This is a genomic window from Haloarcula marismortui ATCC 43049, from assembly GCF_000011085.1.
Taxonomy (GTDB): domain Archaea; phylum Halobacteriota; class Halobacteria; order Halobacteriales; family Haloarculaceae; genus Haloarcula; species Haloarcula marismortui.
Genome location: NC_006393.1, coordinates 85,202 through 107,848 on the forward strand (window position 1 = coordinate 85,202; position 22,647 = coordinate 107,848).

General features: G+C 55.0%; 27 protein-coding genes. 8 read left to right on the forward strand and 19 right to left on the reverse strand.

Features of this window, described 5'->3' with window-relative positions; genetic code table 11:
- Window positions 1–494: 494 nt before the first annotated feature.
- A complete protein-coding gene (locus RR_RS01195; RefSeq protein WP_049938464.1) occupies window positions 495–800 on the forward strand; it encodes a hypothetical protein in 306 nt (101 codons plus the stop codon).
- Window positions 801–809: 9 nt separating this feature from the next.
- Here RR_RS01195 and RR_RS22195 read toward each other — a convergent pair whose 3' ends face one another.
- The 10 genes from RR_RS22195 to RR_RS01240 all read right to left on the reverse strand — a co-directional run bounded on the left by RR_RS22195 (window position 810) and on the right by RR_RS01240 (window position 7,995).
- Complete coding sequence (locus tag RR_RS22195) at window positions 810–962, reverse strand: hypothetical protein (protein WP_023842963.1); 153 nt, start codon at window positions 960–962, stop codon at window positions 810–812.
- Between the two features lie 866 nt (window positions 963–1,828).
- Window positions 1,829–2,980 carry an SOSS complex subunit B family protein gene (locus tag RR_RS01205; protein WP_011222351.1) on the reverse strand — a complete coding sequence of 384 codons (1,152 nt, stop codon included), beginning with the start codon at window positions 2,978–2,980 and terminating at the stop codon, window positions 1,829–1,831.
- 1,242 nt (window positions 2,981–4,222) lie between these two features.
- Window positions 4,223–4,375 carry a hypothetical protein gene (locus tag RR_RS22200; RefSeq protein WP_170221547.1) on the reverse strand — a complete coding sequence of 51 codons (153 nt, stop codon included), beginning with the start codon at window positions 4,373–4,375 and terminating at the stop codon, window positions 4,223–4,225.
- Between the two features lie 68 nt (window positions 4,376–4,443).
- Window positions 4,444–4,932: a hypothetical protein gene (locus RR_RS01215; RefSeq protein ID WP_007189780.1), complete on the reverse strand. Its 489-nt coding sequence runs from the start codon at window positions 4,930–4,932 to the stop codon at window positions 4,444–4,446.
- 132 nt (window positions 4,933–5,064) lie between these two features.
- Entirely contained in the window at window positions 5,065–5,430 is a 366-nt protein-coding gene (locus tag RR_RS01220) for a hypothetical protein (RefSeq protein WP_049938468.1), read from the reverse strand.
- Window positions 5,431–5,568, reverse strand: a complete 138-nt coding sequence (locus tag RR_RS22205; RefSeq protein WP_004966779.1) for a hypothetical protein — start codon at window positions 5,566–5,568, stop codon at window positions 5,431–5,433.
- 68 nt (window positions 5,569–5,636) lie between these two features.
- A complete protein-coding gene (locus RR_RS22210) occupies window positions 5,637–5,816 on the reverse strand; it encodes a hypothetical protein (protein WP_049938469.1) in 180 nt (59 codons plus the stop codon).
- Entirely contained in the window at window positions 5,816–6,076 is a 261-nt protein-coding gene (locus RR_RS01230) for a hypothetical protein (RefSeq protein ID WP_011222355.1), read from the reverse strand. The genes RR_RS22210 and RR_RS01230 overlap by 1 nt, the downstream gene beginning before the upstream one ends.
- A 378-nt stretch (window positions 6,077–6,454) precedes the next feature.
- The gene (locus RR_RS01235) at window positions 6,455–7,570 is read right to left on the reverse strand and encodes a hypothetical protein (RefSeq protein WP_011222356.1); all 1,116 of its coding nucleotides are present in this window, start codon (window positions 7,568–7,570) and stop codon (window positions 6,455–6,457) included.
- Window positions 7,571–7,749: 179 nt separating this feature from the next.
- Window positions 7,750–7,995, reverse strand: a complete 246-nt coding sequence (locus tag RR_RS01240; RefSeq protein ID WP_011222357.1) for a hypothetical protein — start codon at window positions 7,993–7,995, stop codon at window positions 7,750–7,752.
- Between the two features lie 85 nt (window positions 7,996–8,080).
- On the opposite strand from RR_RS01240, the gene RR_RS22215 reads away from it, so the two are divergent.
- Entirely contained in the window at window positions 8,081–8,254 is a 174-nt protein-coding gene (locus RR_RS22215; RefSeq protein WP_011222358.1) for a hypothetical protein, read from the forward strand.
- Between the two features lie 187 nt (window positions 8,255–8,441).
- Here the strand turns inward: RR_RS22215 and RR_RS01245 are convergent, their stop codons facing one another.
- Window positions 8,442–10,286, reverse strand: a complete 1,845-nt coding sequence (locus RR_RS01245; RefSeq protein ID WP_011222360.1) for a hypothetical protein — start codon at window positions 10,284–10,286, stop codon at window positions 8,442–8,444.
- 414 nt (window positions 10,287–10,700) lie between these two features.
- On the opposite strand from RR_RS01245, the gene RR_RS01250 reads away from it, so the two are divergent.
- The 3 genes from RR_RS01250 to RR_RS01260 all read left to right on the forward strand — a co-directional run bounded on the left by RR_RS01250 (window position 10,701) and on the right by RR_RS01260 (window position 13,301).
- Complete coding sequence (locus RR_RS01250) at window positions 10,701–11,681, forward strand: hypothetical protein (RefSeq protein WP_011222361.1); 981 nt, start codon at window positions 10,701–10,703, stop codon at window positions 11,679–11,681.
- A 102-nt stretch (window positions 11,682–11,783) separates the two neighbouring features.
- Window positions 11,784–12,914: a HEPN domain-containing protein gene (locus tag RR_RS01255; protein ID WP_011222362.1), complete on the forward strand. Its 1,131-nt coding sequence runs from the start codon at window positions 11,784–11,786 to the stop codon at window positions 12,912–12,914.
- A gap of 117 nt (window positions 12,915–13,031) precedes the next feature.
- A complete protein-coding gene (locus tag RR_RS01260; RefSeq protein WP_049938474.1) occupies window positions 13,032–13,301 on the forward strand; it encodes a hypothetical protein in 270 nt (89 codons plus the stop codon).
- A 329-nt stretch (window positions 13,302–13,630) separates the two neighbouring features.
- Here RR_RS01260 and RR_RS01265 read toward each other — a convergent pair whose 3' ends face one another.
- Together RR_RS01265 and RR_RS01270 are read right to left on the reverse strand one after the other, a co-directional pair.
- The gene (locus RR_RS01265) at window positions 13,631–14,650 is read right to left on the reverse strand and encodes a hypothetical protein (protein WP_011222363.1); all 1,020 of its coding nucleotides are present in this window, start codon (window positions 14,648–14,650) and stop codon (window positions 13,631–13,633) included.
- A gap of 63 nt (window positions 14,651–14,713) precedes the next feature.
- A complete protein-coding gene (locus RR_RS01270; RefSeq protein ID WP_011222364.1) occupies window positions 14,714–15,295 on the reverse strand; it encodes a hypothetical protein in 582 nt (193 codons plus the stop codon).
- Between the two features lie 231 nt (window positions 15,296–15,526).
- On the opposite strand from RR_RS01270, the gene RR_RS01275 reads away from it, so the two are divergent.
- A complete protein-coding gene (locus tag RR_RS01275; RefSeq protein WP_004966486.1) occupies window positions 15,527–15,775 on the forward strand; it encodes an AbrB/MazE/SpoVT family DNA-binding domain-containing protein in 249 nt (82 codons plus the stop codon).
- Entirely contained in the window at window positions 15,775–16,206 is a 432-nt protein-coding gene (locus RR_RS01280; protein ID WP_011222365.1) for a type II toxin-antitoxin system VapC family toxin, read from the forward strand. Before RR_RS01275 ends, RR_RS01280 begins: the two co-directional genes overlap by 1 nt.
- Before the next feature lie 45 nt (window positions 16,207–16,251).
- Here RR_RS01280 and RR_RS01285 read toward each other — a convergent pair whose 3' ends face one another.
- From RR_RS01285 to RR_RS01295, 3 genes are all read right to left on the reverse strand, one after another.
- Window positions 16,252–17,244: a hypothetical protein gene (locus tag RR_RS01285; protein ID WP_011222366.1), complete on the reverse strand. Its 993-nt coding sequence runs from the start codon at window positions 17,242–17,244 to the stop codon at window positions 16,252–16,254.
- Window positions 17,245–17,398: 154 nt separating this feature from the next.
- Window positions 17,399–18,223 (reverse strand): hypothetical protein, encoded by an 825-nt coding sequence (locus RR_RS01290; RefSeq protein ID WP_011222367.1) that lies wholly within the window; start codon window positions 18,221–18,223, stop codon window positions 17,399–17,401.
- A 57-nt stretch (window positions 18,224–18,280) separates the two neighbouring features.
- Entirely contained in the window at window positions 18,281–18,559 is a 279-nt protein-coding gene (locus RR_RS01295) for a hypothetical protein (RefSeq protein ID WP_004966100.1), read from the reverse strand.
- 207 nt (window positions 18,560–18,766) lie between these two features.
- On the opposite strand from RR_RS01295, the gene RR_RS01300 reads away from it, so the two are divergent.
- A complete protein-coding gene (locus RR_RS01300; protein WP_332379495.1) occupies window positions 18,767–19,024 on the forward strand; it encodes a helix-turn-helix transcriptional regulator in 258 nt (85 codons plus the stop codon).
- Window positions 19,025–19,038: 14 nt separating this feature from the next.
- Here RR_RS01300 and RR_RS01305 read toward each other — a convergent pair whose 3' ends face one another.
- The 3 genes from RR_RS01305 to RR_RS01315 form a co-directional block, all read right to left on the reverse strand.
- Window positions 19,039–19,407, reverse strand: coding sequence for a hypothetical protein (locus RR_RS01305; protein WP_008313784.1), 369 nt, complete (start codon window positions 19,405–19,407; stop codon window positions 19,039–19,041).
- Window positions 19,400–20,227 (reverse strand): ParA family protein, encoded by an 828-nt coding sequence (locus RR_RS01310; RefSeq protein ID WP_011222370.1) that lies wholly within the window; start codon window positions 20,225–20,227, stop codon window positions 19,400–19,402. Before RR_RS01310 ends, RR_RS01305 begins: the two co-directional genes overlap by 8 nt.
- Before the next feature lie 699 nt (window positions 20,228–20,926).
- On the reverse strand, window positions 20,927–22,222 hold the full coding sequence (locus RR_RS01315) for an orc1/cdc6 family replication initiation protein (RefSeq protein ID WP_049938488.1): 1,296 nt from the start codon (window positions 22,220–22,222) through the stop codon (window positions 20,927–20,929).
- Between the last annotated feature and the right edge of the window lie 425 nt (window positions 22,223–22,647).

The window sequence follows — 22,647 nt, forward strand, 5'->3', positions numbered from 1 at the left end:
CACTTTGTCCGGAGCTTTGTATCCGAACCCCAACAAGTACAACACGCCTTGTTTTCGCACTCTCCAAATACCGTAATTTAGTGCGGCATTCAGCCGGAGAACTGTCCGATTCCCGGCGGGGATCGCGCCCGCTACTGCAGGCACGATTGGACCGGCGTGAGGCGCGCGACCGCGCCGAGCGCAGCGCCCCGTCGTCCGAGTGAGCGAGAGTGAACGAGGACACGACAGACGAGCATCGCGAGTCTGTCAGTGGCGTCGCGCGCTGGGACGGTCCACCAGTCATCCAGCCTAGTTGCGCCCCGGCCGGCAGACCCACGCTTGCGATACACCTGGCACTCTGTGGGATCAGTACCTCGACGTGTGCCAGCTGGGGGAGCCACCCCAACCCAGAGCTTTTTGAGCGATGACGGACAAGTGTGCAACGCACCGTTCTCATGTCACAGCCACACCTTTCTCCAGAGCCACAGCCATCCAACCAGCGTCAGATTCCGAGCATGGAAACGATCGGGCCGGTCGTCGACGAAGTGATCGACATTGCCCGGCAAGAACTCGATGCACCGCGGTCAGTGAAAATCAAAACATGGGAGGATCGCGAGTTTCTGGTGCGTGTCAAGCACGGCTCAGCACCAGGCGTAAACACCCGGTATGGATACGAGACAGCAATCCAGTATCACAGTGATCGGGAAACCGTCGAAGCCTTCCTGATCGAAGAGGATACCCACACTGATGAAGCAGAACGCCTCCTGAAGATGGAACTCGGAACGATACCCGATCCAGTACCAGAAAAAATTGGGGAGTAGACGACTGATTTACTTGTCTGTCAGTTCTCGATGGCAGTCCTCACAGACCTGCTCGTACTCTTCATCGCGCTCTGGGTCGTAGAAGGACCCGGCGCGAAACCGCACGGGGTTGTACCGGGTATTGAAGACTTCCTCACAGCGTGGACACTGGACGTCTCCCATTTGAGATATCACCTCCCAGCGGCCCTGTCTGGCCGCCACCCGCCTGCAGCCACACAAAATCGAGATGTTCCGCCCGGGATACCGGGACCAGAAACTGAGTCGCCCGTGCTCACCGAAGTTGCCTGAGGCGGAATTTGAGCCGCCGTGACAGTGAGGCAGTGACCTTCGGATGCGTCGGGGGCAGTGCAATGTCGAATACGACCTCGGCGTCGTCTTCTGTGAAGGTCTGGTGACCGTGACTGTCTGCTTCTCTGTACGTCTCAAACTCTCTCTCGCAGTCTGGACACTCCCAGTTCATGGTTCTGACCGACGGCCCCAATTGGCCGCCACCCGCCTGCGGCCACACAAAATCCACGCCGGCGGGCAGCGGCATCCGAGCGCTCCCCGACGCTTAACCAACATACCCGCGATCACCCGCCCAACGTTGGTTAAGACCGCTGCGCCACTCTCGCCGACGCCGGATCTCGACGAACCAGCCACGAATGCGGTTCCTGTCCACCTCCCGGCGGCAGGCCGGGATCGCGCCCGCTACCGCAGGCGCGATGGACCGCCGCGAGGCGCGCGATAGCGCCGAGCGGAGCGTACCGTCGGCGTCGCGCGCTGTCGCGACCCACCAGCCACTCAGCCCGGTTTCTCCCGGGCCGGCTGGCCCACGTCCACGCTCACACCAGGACATCGGCTCTCTCACAGCCCCCACCAGACTGACCCACGTTGACGCGCTGATGCGGTGGCGTGCCAGTCCGTGCGCGCGGTTGTCTCGCCGCCGCCCGCTGTGCCGGAGGCGGCGGCGAGGCCGCGTGCGCGAGCACCGTCGCACCGCCTGAGGAAGCCCCCCGCTCAGTGGGGGACGCCCTCGCTACCGGGCGTTAGTCTGCGGAGTGGACCATGCCCTGATGGGTGGTGGCTCCATGCTCAGTGTCGAACAGGTCCGAACACCCGGGTTCAGGACAGCGGGCCTTCCCGAGCGTCACGGCGACCGCGCGGTCAGAATCCCGCTCGTTGGCCCACTGATGGGTGTCTGACTCGGCTTCCCATGACGCCGCCGTTCGACTATCGCCGGACGAACCGAACGAACCGCCCCCGTGTCCAGTGGGCGCGGGACCGTCGCCGCGCTCGATGATGCACATGAGCGTGTCGCTCGTGACCGCCACCGTCTTGATACCGTTGTAGTCGTCAGGCTTGCCCCCGGAAATCCGAACTCTGTCGCCCTCGCGGAGCGTGCGCACCATCTCGCCGCCGTGCATGGACTTGCCCCAGACCGTGACCTTCGCGCTCGTTCCCTCGTCGTCCTCAATGTAGAGGACTTGGTACTGGTTCCGCGCGTCTGGCTCCGCGATGATGTGGGTCACTTCGCCCTCGACCGTACACTCGTAGCCGTAGGGACTCACTTCGTCGATAGGCGTGGGGACTTGCAGTTCGTTCTGGGCCTCGTCCAAGACAGTAAAGGAAGCCTCATACAGGCTGTTACAGTCGCCCATCTGCCCGGACACAAGGGCCGCGAGTCGGCGGCCTGCTGCCGCTCGTGACAGACTGGTTTTGTCTGCCAGCGTCGCGGCCTGCTGGTTGACTCGCGCCAGCGTGTCGCGGTCCATCCACTGCCGGGGGTCAGCCGGTGAGCGGAACCCGTCAGCCCGTCCGGTTTCGGCGTCGGTGAGCTGGCGAGCCGAGGCTTCGCGGTCGGCACCGTCGACGTGGGCGCGTGCGACCTCGGAGTGTCGGGCTTGCTCGGCTTCGCGTCCGTGACGTTCCTCCTGCTGTTCCAGCGTTTCGCCAAACCGCCGGTCCGGACCAACCTCGGTCGAGCGGGTCCAGTCGTAGTCGTATGCCTCCTCCTGACGGGCGTAGAAGTTGCCACGGCTATCGCTACCCCGATTCATCCTGAAATCGAGTTCGTCGCCGTTTTCGGTCTCTGCGACCGCCTCTAGAAGCTGTTCGGGGCCACCGTCGACGTGGGCCGAAAGGGAAACCGTCTGGTTGCTTGCCGATGCTTTCTTACCGCTGGAATTGCTAGCGTACATTGTCTTACGTCACCTGACGGAAAGACACTTGTCGGGTGCTAGTACACCCGATTTCTGCGGCGTGAAACTGCCCTGCCAGCGCCGCGTGCGTCGTGTCTTTCCGTACGTAAATGCATGGGTGCAGACTACTTAAAAATAACGGACCATTTGGATTGTTTCAAGTGCAATATTCGGGTGTCTGAGTGGTTTCTAAGCGGCGTCTTGTGTTTCGCGTTTCGAGGGAGAATAGTATATAAAACCATAGGTGGTTGACACCCCGGCAGGCGGTCCCATCGTGTGCGGTTGCGGTGAGCCAGCATCCCGCGCGGCCAAGCGAGTGCCGGATGGGTGAAAGCCCGGCAGCGCAACGAAGTGAGCAGCCCGGAACACAGGGCACGCAGTGCCCGTCCTCGTTCCGGCGAGGGAGCGCCGGCCGCGAGGGTTCCTCACCCGGATCGCGCGCGACTCCGACGCGTGTGTTCGATTTTGCTGTGCTGTGCCGTAGCAGTTGGGCGGGACTGAAAGGGGCACGCCGCTGGCGCTTGCCGTGGTCGCGTCAGCGGCCCCTATCCGCGTGCGGTTTGCGCGGATATGTCGCTGAGCGACCGCCAGCGGCGTGGGGCTTTCAAGGTGTGCTGGTCCGACACCGAGTCCGTCGTCGCGATACCGTTCGGAGTAGTGCCGTCGAAGCCAGCAGTCCCGTCGCAGTCAGTCGTACCGCCGACGTCAGTGCCACGAGTCCCGCCCACAGCAGTCCCTCAAGTCCCGCCATCCGAACCGTCGCCCCCCTTGATACCGTCACGAGTGCCACACGACTCGACTCCAGGCCAAGCAGTTCCAGAATCCCCTGCCCGCCACACACGAGACGAATCCCACCCGAACCCTCTCCGCCGGCCCACAGCCCACGCACCGGCTCCGGCAAGAGCGAGAGTGCCGCCCAGCGGCGGCTGCCCGGCGGTCAGACGACACACCAGCCAACCATCCGTCCTGCCCGGCCGTCAGTCCCACGCCGACACACACTCGTCTCTCGCGCTCTCAGCCGGCCTGCCAGCCCCACGCCGCTATCCACCAAGCATCCGTCTGCTTCGCCCGGCTGTCTGCCCTACGCTGCTATCTACCAGGTATCCGTCTGTTTCGCCCGGCCGTCTGCCCCACGCTGAGAGGGACCGACTGCCAGCGCGAGTGCAGTCGTGTCCCTCTCGTCTCCAACCGCGCGCGACCCCGACGTGCGCGTCGTCACTCCTCGGAAACGCAGACCAGCGATTACATAACTCGCTGGTGGCCCTCCCCGCAGGTGACGACAGGCTCGGTACGCGGGTCACGAGCGCGTGGGTCTGCCTCGACGTCGACAGTCTCGGTCTTGACGATTGCTGCGTCACAATCCTTTCTCGGGCATGAATCAGGAGTCTCCGACATTCGTGTTCCTCACCCGCCAGGAACACACAAAATCGGATTCGACGAAAACTGACTGCCGCAGCTCTCCCTCAGAAGTGGACGTCGGCGGGGACGATCCAGAGGTTGTCACTCTCGTCCAGAAGCCGGTCAAGCTGCGTCCGATCGCGAATCCCGCATCCGTGTTCCTCGTACAGTGCAATCTCTGGACCCTTGGCGGCTCCGACTCTCTGGAACGCACATCGAGCGAGGTCTTTGTCGCGCATAATCTCCTCGTCTGAAAGCTCGTCGAGGGCGTCTTTGACCGTCTGGAGATTACGCTCGAACGCTGACTTCGTTGTCTCCCAGCCATCCCCAAGGAGTTCTTGGCCGGCCTCGGAGTCGACCGGGGCCGCGGTCGGACGCTCGCCCCACCGGGATTTGCCTGCGACGGTGGAACTCTCGTCGAACGTGACGTAGTAGTCGAACACTGCGTCTGAGTGCCTGTCGACGCCGACCAGGTTGTCGAAGACGCCCTTGCCAGCGGCGAGTGCTGCGTCTGCTGTCGATGCCTCAACGAGCGCGTAGATGAGCATATGCATTGGTAGATCGTGACCTGCCGGTGCTCCACGCACTGCAGTCAGTGCAACGCCGGCACCCTCGTCGGCGCACACAAAAGTACGCTACACGAGGTCGGTCTGACATCGAGCCCACTCTAGAAGCTGGCGTCTCGCTTACAGGAGACGAGCGAGGGACTGCTTGAGACGGCCCTTCAGGCCGGATGTTGTGAGGACTTCAATCTCGACGACACAAGAACACAGTAGCAACAGTTCGCCACATGCGGGGCACTCCTCGTAGTCACAGAGCCGATGATGGACCTCGCCGTGCTCGACGCCACACGCAGGACACGACTGGTCGCGCCACCGTTCGAGGTCGACGGTAACGGCCCGTTCGTTGCTCTGGAGGACTTGCAGCTTGTACGTGAGATACTGGCTCCCCTCGCCCCACGGGATCGGGTCATGGGCTTGCCCGTCGACGTAGTAGCGTTTGTCGACACACGCCGACGCCGACCGTGGCCGGCGGCAGTCGGGACAACACATCTACCTCTCACCTCGGGGACGCCCCTGAAACACCTCGCCACTCGTCTGTGCCTGCCGGTGTTGGGCACGAATGTCCGGTCGGTCGTCGGCTTCGGTGCTTGGAGACTGTTCGTCGACGGACTGCTGTTCGGTGCTCATGTTCGGGTAACCCCTCACTCTCTCGGGGGGACACAAAATCACCAGTGCGAGTACGCGACCGACAGGATTCAGGCCTCAGCGACGTCCCAGACAGAGAGATGACCACTGGAACAGACGCTGGCGTGACGCCCGACAGCCATGCAGGGCCCGTACTCTCCGTCGACAGACGCGATGCGCTTGGCGTCGAAGATCGGCGCGTCGCACTCGTCGGTTCTGCAGGTCATATACTGGGACGAGTCACTGGACATCACGCATCGCCCGCCATCGCTTGGTGACGGAGCTCACTTTCGTCTGGCAGGTTCCAGCCGTGGTACTCGCGAGCGATGTGGCGTGCTCGCTTGACGTTGACTACGACGCCGGCTGCTGGAGACTGATGCGCCTCAACGCGCGCTTTCAGATATGCAGGATGGTTGCGTGTGTACGTGCCAAAGCCGAGGCTGTCTGGCCCGTTCTGAGTCATGACGACGTATCCCTCTAACTTGGTCTGGATCGCGTGTTCCTCTGACATAACTGGAGGTCAAGACGCTCTCTCTGGAACGCCTCTCGCCCGGCGGAGGCTCACAAAATACGGGTGAGTTCCCTTGTTGTCAGACTAAGATTGCTTTATTAGCTCGATCTATGCAATCGCGCCGTCGTTGGACCCTCCCAACAGATCCTGGCGCGCGGTCGCACACTGTCAGGAGTAGTCTGGAAACCATCGCAACCCATGTGAACATTATACATAATTCAAAAAAGTGGAGGTGTCGCTGCCTCTCTCAGGCCGTCGTGACGACGTGTTGATGTTGTGGGGAAGCCAGTTTTACAATTCAACAACCGCAAAATGAACTTGCTATCCTAGATAATACCTGAACCGTGACCTCAACAAACTCAGGGCTTTGTGAGTATCTTAACGCCCTTTATAATACGGGTCCCATTCACCGTCGGAGTAGTCTATGCAACCCACACTCCATCCACAACCATTCCAGAACCGATCAAGAACCGGTTTCAATGCCTGAGGTGTAGATTCGTCGAACGCTGTAATTTCAGCACGAGTAAGTGACATGGTCTCTCTTGGGATTTTTGCATCTTGTGGACCGTGAACGCGCTTTTCATACCACATCTCAACATCTTTGAAACCATGGACCGTAAGATATGCGAATATGGGCGGTTTCGCTCCAATCTCTTTCAAGCACTTCAACGATCCACGAACCGTTTTGACCACCTCTGTGTCGAATTTATGTGCTGGGAACGTTCCATCATGGCCGACAAAGTAGGTTGAAACAGCCTCAATCCACCCATCCTCGTGAATGAATGTGTAGTCACGATGCTCGTCAGCGCCTCTCTCACGAACAAAAGTTTTACCAATATCAATTGGATCGCCGTCGAACGGAGCCTCTTCATCTCCGAACTTAGGTGGCGTCGGCAATTCAGAGGGGGGAACCCCATATTCCATGCTCTCCATTCCATTCGGTAGCAGGTGAATCGCCACAAAGGGACCGTCTTCAAGATTTACAGGGATTTCCTCCCGATCTATTATTGCTTCAATTCGTGACTGCTTCAAATCTTCAATAGCCTCAATGCTGTCTGGCCTTCCCTGCGGATCGACACCCAAATGACGTTGAGCAATTTCGGGCAGGTCTGTCTCAAGCTTATTACGCAACCGCTCAAGATGCCACAGATCAAGTTCCCAATCGTACTCTTCTCGAACTTCTTCTCGCATATCCATCTCCTGCTGACCAGTCACTTCTTGATTCGTCACAAAGACAAATATCTCATATTCTCGCTCGTGATCTCCTGCCTTAGAAGCATCTTTACGAAGTTTCTGTCGCCACGTTTTTTGTTTACTGTAATGTGCTATACCTGCTTGACCACCGATGGTCACATATGCGTCTCGTCCGGCGTCAGTTCCTTGGGTTCCACTCGGATTAACATCGTATCCGTATGCGGAGAGAACATCTGAAGCCAACTGTTCTAATGTGTCTGGTTGAATACGTAAAAGTGCGATCTCGGTATCTGTCGTCATATCTAAACACAACAGATTCCGACTATTTGATTGTCCTGAACGAATTCTTGAGTGAAGTGTTACCGGTGAGATTATAATTGGCAAGTACGTTCTCTGTTACCGGGTTCTGATCGAATTTGGTCGAAATCCACCTCTTCCGGTAGAGGCTCACAAAATACGGGCGAGTCCGTGCTGTTGGGCTAGGATTGCTCTAGTGGCTCGACCCACTCGGGAGCACAATCGTGTGTGCCGCCGTAGATCGAGTGGTCGGGATACTGGTCGTCGTCAGCCTCGACAGCGACGATCACGTTGCTGCCGGAACACGAAATCTCTGTAACGGTTCCGACGACTACATCGAGTGGGCCGTCTCCCTCGGTCCAGTCGGCTCGAACGTGGTCGCCGCGGTCGAAGTCATACTCCTCGAAGGAAGGTGCTGTCGTACTCATGCTCTCCTCTGGCTCCGAGGGAGACACAAAATGGCTCGGATGCCAGCCAGAGTGCTGATGGGTTTCGCCGAGAGAAGAAGAACTGATGCCCGAATTCCGGGTCCGGAAACCCGATGGCTGGACGACCGTCTCGTTTCCCGACGAAGTTGCGACGATCTCGGTTGTCGGTGGGAAGGTCGACGGCCAACTTTGCCTGACCTTCACCGGCGAACGGGAGGGCGGGACGAGTGTCGTTTTGGATCGGCTACTGCCGAGTTAGTCATTTTTCTGTATACGGGTTCTTTGTTGATCAGAGGGTGTGAAACAACTGCTCAGTAAGTCTGCGAATGTTCGCTGTAGATTCTCCCAGATTGCGTTGATGTTCATAACGGCTTGCTGAATACACAGCGCGAGTACAGCACTCTGATTGGTTGAGAACTCTCTGATATTGCAACCCAATTCCTGACTCAATATGAGTACCTCGGTGTAGGCATGAGTGGGTGTCGCTCTGTAATCTCCGGCAAGAATTCCGAGAAGAGCATGGATAGATCATCAGTGTTGCTGGTATTGAGCTCCGAACTCTCAGTAACACAGGAGACAGTGATATCGTGTGTTTCGAGCGATTCTACAGCCGATTCTGCTGGTGGTTCCCAGGTCCATACTTCGCCCTTGACCGTCCAATCTGACTCGAATCGATCTGTCTTCCGCAATAGCTGCTGACGTGTCTTATCAACGCCAGCTGCAGCGAGGTCCGTCTTGCACTCGATCACCCGAATGAATCCATCATGTTCAACCCAGACATCGATTTCCTCGCCGTCCCGTGTATCACTCCAGTGAACCTGCGAACCGGTATACCGGTGTGCCAGAACATATGCCGTGAGTAACTCCACAAGTACCCCGCGGCCAGCCTCTATCGCCTTCAGCATCTGAGTATTCGCCCGTGTCTGAAGAACGTAATCGTCGGATAACCGACCGGCAACAGCATCAATAAACTCCTGCCGTTCGACCTGAATCGCTGTCCTTTCAACTGGCGTATCTGGGATCTCCTCAATAAGCGATTCAATGCGTTTGATTCTGTACTCTCCCTCGATTTCGAAATCCGCCGCTACGTTGTTGAATATCAGCCAGCCCGATGGATCACCGAGGCTCCTCTCAGGCACTCTTTGCAAAATCGCATACGAGACCAGATTCCCTCTTTCGACTGGGTGATTGAATCGAGTGACGTGAAGCGGGACCGTCTCATCGAATTGGTCGTATGTGGCTGTCAGTCCCCGGATAACTGTCTCAATGAGCGGCGTTCGACTGAAACTCCCTCCGCCCAGCCATTCACCCTGCTCAAACCATATCAATCCGTACCCAACCCTCGCGGCTGGTTCTAACTTATCTAACGGTGGAGCACTGCTATCGGAAATAAGTGGGCCGATATACTGCTTGAGAGGTCCACCCGTCCAGTGGAGGAGATCTCCCGCTTCGAGGGAGAGACTAGTGAGATCGTCTGGATAACGAGCGTCCAAGGGCTTCAAGACGACCTCCTCGATCTGAGGCCGATACAAACTCAACGCGGTTTCATTACTCTGTTCGATGCCAACCTGCTCCCGTTCCCACAAGTCACGCCGCGTGTAGCGGTCGCTCTGTGTGAGATCTTCAATCCCTGAATCAACGTATTCCTCAGGGTTGAGAACGGTTGACCACAGATACTGAAGAGTTGCAGCGTAGCCCTGCACAGAGCTTTCTCTGAAACCTCCGTCTAACCAACTGTTGAGATTCGACGGTCCATAACCGACCGGCCGGTTATTTCGGGTCTGTTGGAACGCGATGTAGAGGTTCAAAATAACAGCGTCACGGCGTATTCGGGCAGGGGGTACATCCACATTGACCGGGTCGAAATTCTGCTCAAGTCGCCTACGTATCTCTAACAGTGGTCCTATCGCTTCTGCAACTTCGGAAATGAGCGACGCAGGTTCAGGTGAAGAGCACCCTCGGAGGGCTGACTGTATTTGATTGCAGTTCCGATACAGGTTCAGTGTCTCTGAGGAGTGTGGAATCTCTGAGAGTGGTGGAAGTTGCGCCAGTGCACGGCGTGTAATATAATCTTCTTCCAGTTCCAAGTCTTGGTTATGTCGGGAAAGATATAGAAAATGACGGAGTCCGGTTTCGATGAACACTGGATAGCCGGAAACAAAGGTTTTAGCGGTGACCTCGCTCTCAGCGAGCCACTCGGTTACTGCCTCTGACTGCGTAGCAGTACGTAAAATCTCCAGTGTTGACCAGATGTCGCCTGCTCGCCATCCAAGTTCGTCTGTTGCACTCATTTGTGTGACTGTCGTTGTAACGATTTGCTTCTGCGGATAATTATACTGTTCCGATACTTGTTGACGTGGATATAATATTGATGTTGTTGTAGATTATCTCAGTAGAGAATACCGGTGGTCAACCACACCGACCAAATGGTCACTGGGAGAATCGTATGGGGAGACACTGCTGAATTCATTCTCTATCTCGTACACCGATTTGTCAATTCCAGAGTATTTCAACAGAGCCTAATATCTGAGTCTGAAGGCCAGATTGATTGTATTCTTATGTGTATGGATGACGGTATTCCTCTTGCTTTGAGCCCCCTTCTAATACCGACCAGAATTTGGAAGCATTACTGAATAGGCGTGTTTTCAACTACTGCTAGCGACGGGTAATTGATTTGGCAGTGACGCAACGAGTAGTAGACAACAATGGCTGAGGATGAGGACCAGCATACCGGCTTCGTTCCTTGGAGCAAACGCAACACCTCCTTTGAGGAAAAAGTCAAGGAAGACTTGGCTGGGACGGCACAGGACCGCCTCGCCAACGTGGTCTCCGAGTACTCCAAGAAATGGGTGATCATCGAAACCGCCCGGAAGCACGAAGGCGAATTCGGGGTGACGAAAGGTGACTTCGACCGGAGCCAGTCGGTGAACGACTTGCGGAGACTGCAGACTGGGTTGCTGAAGCACGTGGACAGGGACAAGGCATTGACCTACATCGAGTTCCTGTTGAATACGTCTTGGTCGGAGTGTGATGGGCACAAGGACCGGGTGGCTGACTTGATGAAGATGGATGATAAGATCCGTCGGGTACTACGGGAAGAGCGGATTATGATGGAGTTGAAGCCGGAGCGAGACCAGCTTCCGTTGGTCGAAACCGAGGACCATCTCGGTAGGGAGACCGAGACGCTATACGACCCCGATGAGTTCGGTTCGTTCCAGTTCGAGAAGTTGGCGGACCAGTCGTTTGTCGAGGCGGATCAGCGGCTTCGCGGCTTGACCAAGGGTGAGAGGTGGGAGGACGAGTTAGCAGGGTACAATGAGGCGTGGGAATTGTACGAGGACGGGACGTTTACCTTCCATATCGCTGAGAAATTGTACAATAGCTTGGAGGCGGTGACTCAGAAAATCTGCGTCGAACTTGAGGATTGGGGAGATGAGGGCGATAGCTTCGGGGATTATATTGAGCAGATGCGGGGAAACGGCTTGTTTGAGCCAAACGGTGCGATGCAGCATGAGTGGCAGCAGATTCTAAAGGGAGTGCAGACCGGTGTGGGTCGGACCGGCGGTGATCGGAAACGGCATGGACGGATTGACCAGGACTACGCGATCCTGCTGCTTCACCAGGTGGCGTCCTTCCTCGGATTCATCATCAAGAGATACGAATCAGAATACGGCATTTCCTCCTGAATAACCCGTCCTCAGTTACTGTTCCTCATTGACTGCTACCTGAAGGTAACGCTAACGCACCATTTTATCCCGAGTTAAGTCCAAAACACCGGGAGAGCCGTAATGTGTGAGAGTTTCTGGGTGGCCTACCGCCTCCATGGCCCTGTCGAAATACGATCAGAATATCAGCTCTCAGAGAAGATCATATTGAAGCCCAAGGAGAATCCGAACTCTATAACCGGGACACTGGAGATCATCTTCGAAGCCGATGATCGGAGTGATGCCAAAGAGAAGGCAGACGAAGAGATAATGGCCAAGGCCAGCCGGATTATCAGCGCCTTAGCATTCACTTTTGACGAAGGAATCGTTCTCGGTGATCACTACAAGGTCAGACCGGTAGATGCTCCGAACAAGTCAAAAATGGATGCCTCCCTGAAGGCAGGAGAATTTATCTTGGATATCGGGAGTCAGGTCCACGAGAATATCGATGACAAGCTCTCTGAGGACGATGAACTCGGTAGAGCAATCAACTGGTATAATCTCGGGCTTTCCACTGAAACACCGGAAGACGCGCTCGTTGCGTTTTGGACTGGGTTGGAGTCTCTTGCTGAGCGGGAGGATGCGGACTTGTCTGAGGAGAAGGAGAGGGCCTTGGACGCTGCAAAAGATGCGGCATTAGACTCGATAGACGATGATAATCATTCGCTTCGGGGAGGGGTAGGAGGTGAGATTGGAGAATTGAAGAAGGAGTCTATTTCCCAAGCCGTCGTTCGGATGGTCGGTGAACTCGTGGATGAGGATCTTCTAACTCTCAACCACGTTGATGCAGATGGTCTCGGCAGTGCTGTCGAGATGGTGTACAAGGAGCGCTGTGACATCGTTCACGAAGGTAGGAAAACGGACAACGCTCATCACAAGGTGGCTGTAGCTGAGCAGATTCTGAAGGAGGTGTTGATTGCGAAACTTCCAGAAGCGTATTCCGGGTTTATTTCTGATGTAGTCCCTGAGCGGTATCCGTATTCTTCGATGGCGATTGATGTGGATCACTGGGTTCCGGTCGTGTTTGAACGTGATCCTGACCTAGTGTTGGATGAGTGGGAAGTGAAGAGGCGAGCTATTGCTATGGCTCGTGATTTGCAGGATGGTTATGGGTTTCCGGTTAGGAATTTTGCTGGAGAGGGCAATCCTTTGATTCAGGTGGAAGATGGTGTATTCCGGCTTGATCCGGAGTTTTTCGACGATCTGGGTCAATAGCTGCGTTTGACTTCGGGTTAGGAACCTGTGGCTTGGGTTAGTTATTTAAATTATTCATTCCCCATTCTTTGATTATTCCATTATTGGATTTATATTCACAGATAGAAAATAAAATAGATGTCCACATCTCAAAACCCATTAGTAACTAGCTTCTACAACCCATGCAAGGCGGGTTTCTTGATACCTCCACTGGCGATCCCTGGTGTGAAGATCGTCCTTCCCGAAGAACGTGCGGCGATTGGGCGCCTCGGAGACTACCATAGATACGCAAAACCGAGATTCCACGTCGTCCCGTTCATCGAGCAAATTAACAGGGTCAATATCTCCGAGCAAATGGTGAACGTTGAACCAAGCGACATGATCACCAAAGAGTATCTGAACGCCTAAGTCAACCTCGAAGCCTACTTCAAGCCGCTGACCACCTTAGATCAGCCAACAGAGGAGAACAAGAACATAGTCTCGGACGAACAAAGTTCAACACCCTGTGCTTGATCTATGATACGGTCATATTGGCTATTTAGAAACCGTCAACCAAAGTGTGCCGTGCTGAATTCAGGCTCTGTATCTCGCACGGACCTACTGACAGGGTTCCGGTAGTTGTAATCCTCCACCCATAGGTGAGTCTCCTGTACCGACCGCTCACCGAGAACTACAATGTGAGCTATGAATGGTTCTATGGCACCCTGAACAACCGTTACGCTTTGCCGACACGACAGCTACCGTTCCCACGGGAAGAAGCCATTCCGCTCGCGATAGGCACTGATCTGGTCCTGAAACTCTTGTTCCTGGAAGTCTGGCTCGTCGCCGTGGATATCCTCCGGTGAGACGCCGTCGGGAAGATGCTCATAGCCCGTGACGTCCGCCGTGTCATCTTCCTGTTCGGGCTCGTGTCGGTGCTGCCCACACTCCCTGCAGGTCCAGATCATGCGGTCAAGATGTGGGTGGCACTCGAAGCCATCGAGTCCGTGAGATTCGTGTCCTGTCACGGCGCCACACTGGCGGCAGTAGAATCCGATGCCGATCATTTCCGGTTCTGCCCTTGCCTGATGGCGCTTCACAACGCCGGGAACAAGCCAGTACGTGCCGTCGTCTTCCCGGAACTCATCCGTGAGCTGCTGGAACTCCGAACGGTCGGTGACCGGCGACCCGTCCTCGAGATAGATCCGTGGCTGGACGTCGTCCCCATCCCCGTCCCAGTTGGTCTGCTCGTCGGCTGTCTCCAAGAGCGCCTGTCCGGGTTCCTCGTCGATCGTGGTTTCGGTCGGCAGGTCGGGCCAGCCCTTCGTGAGAGTGGCGGCTGGCTCGGTCCCGAAGGCTGCTCGGCACTTCACCGTTCCATGGGAGGTGTCTTCGCCGGTCGCGATGCTGTCGGAAACGGAGAAGGCCGCAGCGCCGAGCGCTCGTGCATGGAAGTCAGTGTTCGCTTCGACGAGCGCGAGTACTACCCGCCCGAACGTCCACTCCCCAAGTGGACTACTACCTTGATCGTCGAACGAAGTCTCTGAGATGCCGGTTTGAGCGCAGAATGGACACTGGCGTTCATCCCGTGGGATATCCTGTCCACAGGTCGTACAGGTACGAGTCTCATCCTCTGTACGGTCGGGATAGCCGGTGGAGTCGAGGACTCGTTCCCGTCCGTTCCCCCTCGTTTCAGGATCTGAACTCGCTGCGCCGAGGATATCAGCGGGATCGTACTCAGGATTTCGATCAGTCACACGCTTGGTTGCGTTCGTCATGGTATTTAAACTCCAGCCCCGAGGGAAGCACAAACCGACAGAGACCAAGACAGGACGAGTTGGCTACTCGTCGCCCGTGCTGTCTGTCACTTCTGCGATGAACGTGTCCGTGGCCCTGTCCAGATCATACTGGTTGATGAGTTCGAGGGCAGCCAGCGCTGCGCCTGTGTCTACGAGGTCTGCGGCGAGCAACCGTTTGAGACGAAGAGTGCCTTTGTGGGCACGGTCGGAATCTGAACCGCGCATCTGGGAAAATTCCATGAAGAGTCGTCGCCAAGCAGTCGCCGAGCCGGTCACCGTGAGATTCCAGTCCGGGGCTTCATACCTAGAGGACGACTGCCGGCGGTAGTGGCCTTCAAGTCTGTCGAGCAAGTCGTCGATAATCGTGCCCTTCTCAACGGTCCGTCCGTGTATGGCGTAGTCTGGGTCGACGAGATTGCGCCACTCGTCGTAGGAGGCGATATCGTACTCGACAGCTAGCTCGACCTCGACTGTTTCGAGACAATCAGCCTTCCCGGGTTCATTCACGCGCCGAAGTCGATCTGCGGTCCCCTCGGCGCGGACTGTGAGGTCTGGGAACTGCGCTTCGCTGGATGCTGATTGCTGTTCTCCGGTCTGATCGCTGTTGGTGGTCTTCGATGCCATGGGTACTGTCGGGGACGCTCTCACTGGACCGCCCCGCACCCGACTGGGGGTGCAAAAAATTGCTATCGGCTTACGAGATCAATCGCTGAATATAGTTTCTTCACCTATTCAAGTGAGTGAAACAGCTGTAGCGTGTACCTCCGCACATGGTGGTATCACGTCTCTGAGAGACCTCACCCCACGGCAAATTTAGAGGCAAATTATTTTAGCGACTACCCCGAACCTGTACATATGTCCCACGAAGTCGAAGACGAAACGACAGTGAACGAGAGCTATTCTGTGACGGTCCCAGCAGCGGTACGGAGAGAGGCTGGTGTTGAAGCTGGTGACAAAATCCGCTGGCATGTCGACGATGACGGGAAGCTTTCAATCAAACTCGTCAAGCAACACTATGGAGCGTTCTCACAACTAGAGCCAGTCGACGTAGGCGAACCAACTGATGCCGCTGACGACCACGATCTCATTGCTGGAGACTACTGATGGCCGCGGTTGTTGTCGACGCAAACGTCCTCATCGCTACTCGTCTCTCTCGCGATCAGAATCACGAACGTGGCAAAGCAATTACGCAGGCGGTAGACCAAGGAGTCCTCCCGACAGCGTACATCCTGAGTGACGTGCTCGAAGAGGTCATCAACTATCTTCAGGCAAGGGCTGGGCACAATGTTGCGACTGAAACGCTTGATGCTATCATCGAGAGCAGCGGGTTCTCACTCAGACAGAGTTCAAAGTCTGATTTCGACACTGGCCGGTCGCTGTTCCGACGCTACGAGTCCCTTTCACTGACTGATGCCATTATTGTCGCAACGATGCAACGAGAAGAGATCGAATATCTCTACAGCTTTGACGACGGATTTGACGATGTTTCCTCACTCACTCGCCTCACGACACCTGATAACCCGTTTGAGCAGTAGCACCTCTGTCCCGACTACAGGAAAGCTCAGTATACCAATGAGCGCTTATTCGGTCGCTGAAGACGTGTGATAGGACGCCCCAGAATCAAACGAGGTCAGCTCCTCGATGCGCTCCTCGAGTTCCGCAATCTCATCTTGGAGCTGCTGGACTTCCTCATTATCAGCATCGCTGGCGACAAGGCGATCTTTCAGCCCCTGAAGCCGGGTCTCTTTGGTCTCCTCGTCAACATCGGCTTTGCGGACGTACTCGGTACTCTCAATGTCATACAGATCCGCCTCTGACAGCTCGGTCACCTCAAGAGCATCGTCCACCTTGTCTCGATCAACACTCGTCACGCGCTCGCGGTCAACCCCAGCGGCCTCCAGTGCGTTCAGCACAGTCTCTTCGTCTTTGAGCGAGCGTTGACGGCGTGCAGTTCGCTGGACGGAGCCAAACTGCCCACTGACTGGCTGGTCGTGATGGAGCCGACTCAGGATGACGTCAGCGACCTCTTTCCGGAGGTCGTTGGCACTCCGCTGGACATCCGACAGCATCGTGTACAGGTCCACGAGCGTATCCGTCTCGATATCGCCAAACGTGTCGACGTCGTGGCGCTCAAGCGCATCAGTCAATAGAAGTGCGTCGCTGTACACTTGCAGATCCGGTTCAGTGCGTTCGGTTCCTTCATCCTCATCGCCGGTCGTGGCGATCTGTGTCGTGGTTTCGAGGTCGCTCTGTCGAATGATACCGGCGTCTTCGTCAATCTCTATTCGTGGATGAAGCGACCAGACCGTAGCGAAGGGTTCGGCGTCGGGTGGCAATCGGTCAAGAGCGAACTCCTGATTTGGTTCGTCATGCACCCGCCGAAACAGCGTTTCGAACTGCTCGCGCTGGAGTGGTCGTGTCTCATCTTTTTCGACGTAGTCGACGATGATTCGGTGTTCCTGTGTCTCACTGATCTGGAATGGCATATGTGAGAGTGGCGTCACCAGCACTGCATCAGATGGGAGTTCATCAGCCTCCTCCAACAGCGTATGCCAGTTGACACTGAACGACATATTCGATCCAGCACTGCCATCATCAAATGACTACTGCTCACACGTGCATACACACCACCGTTTCCGGTGAAAAACCACCAGACAGCAGTAGTGTTTACACTCGAAACACGGTGTGGTGAACCTGGGATGTGACCATGCTCAGCGCAGGAATGGCCTACACTTCGAGTGGCTCCATCGGCTCAACCTCGAAGGTCAGCAGATGCGACCGGAGTTGGGCGTAGGCCCCGTCGCCGTCAGTGGTGACGCAGTACCGGTTCAGCCGGGCCTCGCGAGGATTGCCGTCGTTCTCTTGCCACTCTTCCAGAGTAAACTCAAGCGCCTCCAACTCGCTGTCAGCGTCTTCAAATACGGCCGCGACCGATGGCGTCCCGTGGTTGTCAGCGACGTATGCGACCTTGACAGCGTCGTGGTTGGCGTCAAGTCTCGTCCACCCATCGAGCGCTTCCGGCGGGTCCTCGGCGAACTGCTCGATTTCGCGCTGAGTCAGTTCGGCTTCTGCGGCGTCGCGCCACGCTTGCTTGATGTCCTCGGCTTGGGACCGCTCGATCTCCTGAAAGACATCGGTGTCGATACAGTCGGCGGCCCACGCAAGCACGGTCTTGGCCTTCTTGTACCTCACCTTGGGTTCGCCGTCCAGCTGTCCGAAGTTCATCTCTTGGGGAGACATCAAGAGAACTGACGACCGCCAGTAGCCGGGGTCAGCGTCGCATTCCTCGTCGGCATCGGGAGCCCACGACTCCATTGAGGTTCGGACTTCCTCGTGGTGTCCGAAGCCGGTTCGGACGCCGCCGGCGCGCAGGATTCGCTCCGCGAGGTCGATAGTTCGCTCGCGCTCGTCAGCGGGCGCTTCATCGGGGCGGTCAACGTCGGCATAGAATGGCAAGCCGACTTTGCTGATGATCGTCTCTTTGTAGTTTGGGATAAGCAGCGGTTCCTCGACGAAGATCGGGTCGAACGGTGGTTCGGTTGTCGGCAACATACTGGAAAGCCTCCAGCCATGGAGGCGACACAAAATCGCCCTGCGGCAGAGTCCGATCTAGAGGTACTGGTCGGCAGTGTCGCCGTGGTTCGCTTCCAGGGCTTCCCAGTCCGCCATCGCGTCGTACTCTGGTCGAACCTCGCCGTCCGAGAGCATATCGTCGACGAAGGCTTGGACTTGTTCGTCGACGGGCGCGCCCTGCAGGTCGCGCTCCCGAGCCATAAACTGGATACCACAGAACGAGCGTCCGTCTGCTGCAAGTTGCCAGAGCAGGAGCTTTCGGTTCTGGTAGGTTGCGAGTTCGGTCAGCAATGCGTCGTCTGGTGGATTGGACATCGTGTGGAGCCTCCGACTGCGAGGGCTGCACAAAACGGACATTGTGAGTAAGGCAAAAGGCCGATACAGCGCTTCAGGAGGCTCCCCAAGGCGGGTTTCTGGTGAGTGCGAATAAGTAAGATTATGGCTCCCGGACGTGGCGGTTGATTTGACAGGATGCACGATCTGAATAGTTTTAAACGTGATATGTTAGTCGTGATCGCAGGCATGGATAATCCGAAGGGGACAGAACTCACCGCCGAGTTGCAGGAGCACTATCCTGAAGAGATCACAGCCGGACGCGTGTATCCACAGCTGGATGACTTGGTCGAGAAAGGGCTTGTCAAGAAGGGGAAGAAGAACGGACGAACAAACGAATATCGGCTGGCAGGGCGTAGCGTGCGAGACCTCCAAGATCACCGAGAGTGGGAGAATCAGTATCTGGCTCCGATTGACGAGCTATCCACATGGCAAGCAGTGACGTGATTTGGCATGGGCAGTCACTCGGTTTCGTCGGCATCTGCCTCTAAACCCAAAAATTTCAAGAATTCTGTCCGTTTGTGATCAGTCACGAAATCAACCAGTGCAGGGTAGAACTCGTCATTTTTCGATATTTCTCCATCATCAGCAAGGACAGACTGTGCGTTGGCCTCTTGAAACAGCTTGGAGATGTCATCTTCTCGGTCGTCACCGAGATACATCGTAACCTGATTCCGATCTCTGACTGGGATCTCTGCTTTGGGTCGAGAGTTTGCTGCTTCTGCCTCAGCCTGTCCGGTTTCTTCTTCTGCGATTTCAGTATCTTCAGCGTCCTTGTCGCTACTTTGATCTTGATGATCGCTGAACCGCTCTTTCAGGTCTTCACTCATTGTTTATTTCCTCCAGTAGCTCTGCGATGCTGAGATAACAGTCGCGAAGCTCATTGATTGGGTCACTATCCCACGGATAACCCGCGTCGTCTGGATCATAGGCATAAATTGATGTTTCGTATTCGATAGCGTGTTCAATTGCGTCTCTGTCTGGGACTGAGAGAACTCGATCTTCCCCGAACGTCTCAGTGAACCAGTCCTGCATATCTGCTGCGATGGAGCCTTGTGCTGGGACTTGATTTAGGATGGCTCCAATAGCCCTAATCTTGACCTCGAACTGGTCTTCTAGAGTCTCTACTTCATCAAACAAGATCTTAAGCGACTCCTGAGCGATAACATTCGGCTCGCTTGGGAATAAGACGTTCTCTGCAGCGAGAAGTGCAGCATCGGCGAGCGGCCCAAGATTTGGAGGCGAGTCGATCAGGACATAGTCATAGTCGATGTCAGAGCGGTTGAGAGCGATTTTTAGAGACTCAAAGCCTCGCCGATCAGTGTACAAAGACTTCTCGGCAAGGAAATTCCGCATATGCGCAGGAATAATGTCGTACTCCCCACCGGAGATGATGAGATCATCTAACTGGTCGAATTCCATATCTCCATCTTGGGTTAGGACATCAATCAGTGCCTCCGCGTCTTCATTTGGGTTGTCAGAGAACCGTCTATATTGCTCTTTATGTCCGAGTTTGAGCGTTAAAGCTCCCTGCGGATCAGCATCTATTGCGAGCACGTCATGGCCACGTTCAGCGAGTGCGCCTGCCGTGTTGATCGTTGTCGTTGTCTTTCCGACTCCCCCTTTCTGCATACCAATTGTGACTCTCATGTACGCACCTCTCGAAATTTTCGAAGTTTGCGAAGTTTTCGGGCCATTCGTATATGTCGTATATTACGCCATGTACATAAATTCCAGTGCGACAGATATAAGACATATATTGCGCAACTTCCGTAAGGCTTGGAAGTTGCGGAATATCCGTAATATACGTAGTGTCCGTAATTTCCAGCTATTTCGAATAGTACGGCTGTCACTGTCGAATCAAGGGTAGCTAACTGATACTTACCCTACCCCCATCGGAGTCGAGTCCGGGTACTAGATTTAGCGTCTCAAGCAGTTGTCAACCACTTTTCGGACACCCACACACCGTCTTCGAAGTATCCTCCTGGATTGGTGTTTGTGGAGAATAGTCGATAACCAACTCATGCGGTGCAGTTTGAGGAATAATGGATAATTGAAACGGTAGAAGATAAGATATTAAATTGACTATTATAGGAGATAGATTTAATAAGAAGGGAGAAAAACCAAACCCGTATCACTACTTGAGTAATAGTATGAACAGACTAAGAATCATCAAGAGCATCGTAAAGTATGCCCATAACTCCACTACTCGCTTATTTTAAGCAAAGATACTTCGAAGACGGTGTCTCTCTCTCTATCCATTCTGATTATGCTTCAGAACAACTTATCCGTGGAACCGGCCACAAAGATACTTCGAAGACGGTGTGTGGCCCCCCCTATGTAGATATGCTAATCCTCCGCAAAATTGCGCTTCTGTGCCTGAATCACTCGGTTAAGGCCATCTTCGTGGTGACTCAAATCAGCAATACGTTCATCTTGCTCTAACCGCTTCTTGATTTCTCCGGGGTCACGCTTGAACTCATACATCAAGTACATCCCCCCACCTTGTTTTCCGCCAAGGCTTTTCCTCTCGTGATCGAGCTGCCCATACGTCCCGACCTCACGGACATAGTTGTTGAACGTCTCCCGTGTCCGTCCATCTGCATCAAGCACATCCGTCAGAAACTGGTACACCGGGAACGCCACCCGCGATGACGCCGTCGTTGACCCACTCTTCCCGAACTCCGCCACCGCGGCTGTCGCATATAACGAGATCTTCTTCTGTGTCGTCAGCCCTTCCACAAGCTTGAGAGAACGGTCAGTCTCAACATCCTCTTGAGCTTCCCGAACGTGATTCTCGGTCACAGTCAGATCACCGTTCTCATTCGCGACGTCGCCTGCCTTCCGAAGAAGATCAATAGCTTTCCGAGCGTCTCCATGGCTTTGAGCAGCGAAGGCAGAAGTCAACGGGATAACGTCCTCGGATAATGCGTCCTGAATAAATGCGTCTTCCCGGTTCCGGAGAATCTCCTGTAGTTGGTTAGCATCGTAGTCTGAAAAGGGAATGTCCCGTGGGTTGAACGAACTTTCCGCTCGTGCGTCCAGGTTATTCATGAACTCAGGGTCGTTGGTTAGTGCAGCTACTGATACCTGAATATCGATGCTCTCAATGCTGGCGCGGCTGAGTTGGTAGATTAAATCCGAATATGCGGGTTCGCTTGAAGATGACCGCCGACCGAGTAGCAAGTCAATTTCGTCTAAGACAAACACGACAGAGTCGTATCCTTCATCTAGCAGATCGTAGAGACGGTCATACTTCGTACTCGTAGAGACGCCATGCCGCGCGACTCCGATTTCTTCGTTGAGGTCATGAGCAGCTTCACGGACAAGTGCGTACACGGCTTCGTCAAGACTCCTGAGATTTTGGCAATTAATTCGGAGTGTACCGAACTCATAACCCCGATTCTTAGATATGTCTCGGATTTGCCGTGCAACAGCGTCAAATATCAGCGATTTCCCTGTTCCTGCAGGACCGTAGAGTAGTAAGTTCGGTGGGCGGTTTTCATTCAGAACCTTCCGAAGATTAGAGACGACAGTTCTCAGTTGATCGTCACGGCCAACAATACGGTCTCTGTCGATAATCGTGTCGGGCTCCACTAGATTCCGATTTCTGAACACTGACTCCTCGTCTGCCTGTTCAATCATCTCCCGCACGGTGAGTGAATCGTCAGTATCTCCTACGTTATTTCCTGATGAGTGGCCGCTGTCAGTCATATATCCCGATGTATCTCCCAGCCACATAAGTATACTACACCACGTTCGAAGTAACATCTCACTATTCTTGGCAACTGCAGTCTCTTATACCCGGAATATCGTTATCTACTAAAATAGAATTCATGCACCGTCTTCGGAGTATCATTGGATATCCAAACACACCGTCTTCGAAGTATTATCGTCATGTCCACAACAAGAGTGAATAAAAAACTCATACCATTACTTGGATGAAAATTATGTTGCTTCTTGGAGGTCAGAATCTGAGGCCAGAAGTTGAGACTGGTCATCTCAATGCATACGGTTTTGCGATCACCCTTCTCCCCAGTTCAGCCAGTAATCCACGAACGGGCTGAACA

Excerpts from the sequence above, each read along its gene's own strand:
- RR_RS01280 (WP_011222365.1), top strand. The coding sequence starts at position 15,775 with ATGGCCGCGGTTGTTGTCGACGCAAACGTCCTCATCGCTACTCGTCTC.
- RR_RS01270 (WP_011222364.1), bottom strand. The coding sequence starts at position 15,295 with ATGGCATCGAAGACCACCAACAGCGATCAGACCGGAGAACAGCAATCA.
- RR_RS22195 (WP_023842963.1), bottom strand. The coding sequence starts at position 962 with ATGGGAGACGTCCAGTGTCCACGCTGTGAGGAAGTCTTCAATACCCGG.
- RR_RS22200 (WP_170221547.1), bottom strand. The coding sequence starts at position 4,375 with ATGTCGGAGACTCCTGATTCATGCCCGAGAAAGGATTGTGACGCAGCA.
- RR_RS01295 (WP_004966100.1), bottom strand. The coding sequence starts at position 18,559 with ATGTCCAATCCACCAGACGACGCATTGCTGACCGAACTCGCAACCTAC.
- RR_RS01275 (WP_004966486.1), top strand. The coding sequence starts at position 15,527 with ATGTCCCACGAAGTCGAAGACGAAACGACAGTGAACGAGAGCTATTCT.
- RR_RS01230 (WP_011222355.1), bottom strand. The coding sequence starts at position 6,076 with ATGTCAGAGGAACACGCGATCCAGACCAAGTTAGAGGGATACGTCGTC.
- RR_RS01215 (WP_007189780.1), bottom strand. The coding sequence starts at position 4,932 with ATGCATATGCTCATCTACGCGCTCGTTGAGGCATCGACAGCAGACGCA.
- RR_RS01285 (WP_011222366.1), bottom strand. The coding sequence starts at position 17,244 with ATGTCGTTCAGTGTCAACTGGCATACGCTGTTGGAGGAGGCTGATGAA.
- RR_RS01205 (WP_011222351.1), bottom strand. The coding sequence starts at position 2,980 with ATGTACGCTAGCAATTCCAGCGGTAAGAAAGCATCGGCAAGCAACCAG.
- RR_RS22215 (WP_011222358.1), top strand. The coding sequence starts at position 8,081 with ATGCCCGAATTCCGGGTCCGGAAACCCGATGGCTGGACGACCGTCTCG.
- RR_RS01315 (WP_049938488.1), bottom strand. The coding sequence starts at position 22,222 with ATGATTGAACAGGCAGACGAGGAGTCAGTGTTCAGAAATCGGAATCTA.
- RR_RS01245 (WP_011222360.1), bottom strand. The coding sequence starts at position 10,286 with ATGAGTGCAACAGACGAACTTGGATGGCGAGCAGGCGACATCTGGTCA.
- RR_RS01260 (WP_049938474.1), top strand. The coding sequence starts at position 13,032 with ATGTCCACATCTCAAAACCCATTAGTAACTAGCTTCTACAACCCATGC.
- RR_RS22205 (WP_004966779.1), bottom strand. The coding sequence starts at position 5,568 with ATGAGCACCGAACAGCAGTCCGTCGACGAACAGTCTCCAAGCACCGAA.
- RR_RS01255 (WP_011222362.1), top strand. The coding sequence starts at position 11,784 with ATGTGTGAGAGTTTCTGGGTGGCCTACCGCCTCCATGGCCCTGTCGAA.
- RR_RS01235 (WP_011222356.1), bottom strand. The coding sequence starts at position 7,570 with ATGACGACAGATACCGAGATCGCACTTTTACGTATTCAACCAGACACA.
- RR_RS01195 (WP_049938464.1), top strand. The coding sequence starts at position 495 with ATGGAAACGATCGGGCCGGTCGTCGACGAAGTGATCGACATTGCCCGG.
- RR_RS01220 (WP_049938468.1), bottom strand. The coding sequence starts at position 5,430 with ATGTGTTGTCCCGACTGCCGCCGGCCACGGTCGGCGTCGGCGTGTGTC.
- RR_RS22210 (WP_049938469.1), bottom strand. The coding sequence starts at position 5,816 with ATGTCCAGTGACTCGTCCCAGTATATGACCTGCAGAACCGACGAGTGC.
- RR_RS01240 (WP_011222357.1), bottom strand. The coding sequence starts at position 7,995 with ATGAGTACGACAGCACCTTCCTTCGAGGAGTATGACTTCGACCGCGGC.
- RR_RS01250 (WP_011222361.1), top strand. The coding sequence starts at position 10,701 with ATGGCTGAGGATGAGGACCAGCATACCGGCTTCGTTCCTTGGAGCAAA.
- RR_RS01305 (WP_008313784.1), bottom strand. The coding sequence starts at position 19,407 with ATGAGTGAAGACCTGAAAGAGCGGTTCAGCGATCATCAAGATCAAAGT.
- RR_RS01290 (WP_011222367.1), bottom strand. The coding sequence starts at position 18,223 with ATGTTGCCGACAACCGAACCACCGTTCGACCCGATCTTCGTCGAGGAA.
- RR_RS01310 (WP_011222370.1), bottom strand. The coding sequence starts at position 20,227 with ATGAGAGTCACAATTGGTATGCAGAAAGGGGGAGTCGGAAAGACAACG.
- RR_RS01300 (WP_332379495.1), top strand. The coding sequence starts at position 18,767 with ATGGATAATCCGAAGGGGACAGAACTCACCGCCGAGTTGCAGGAGCAC.
- RR_RS01265 (WP_011222363.1), bottom strand. The coding sequence starts at position 14,650 with ATGACGAACGCAACCAAGCGTGTGACTGATCGAAATCCTGAGTACGAT.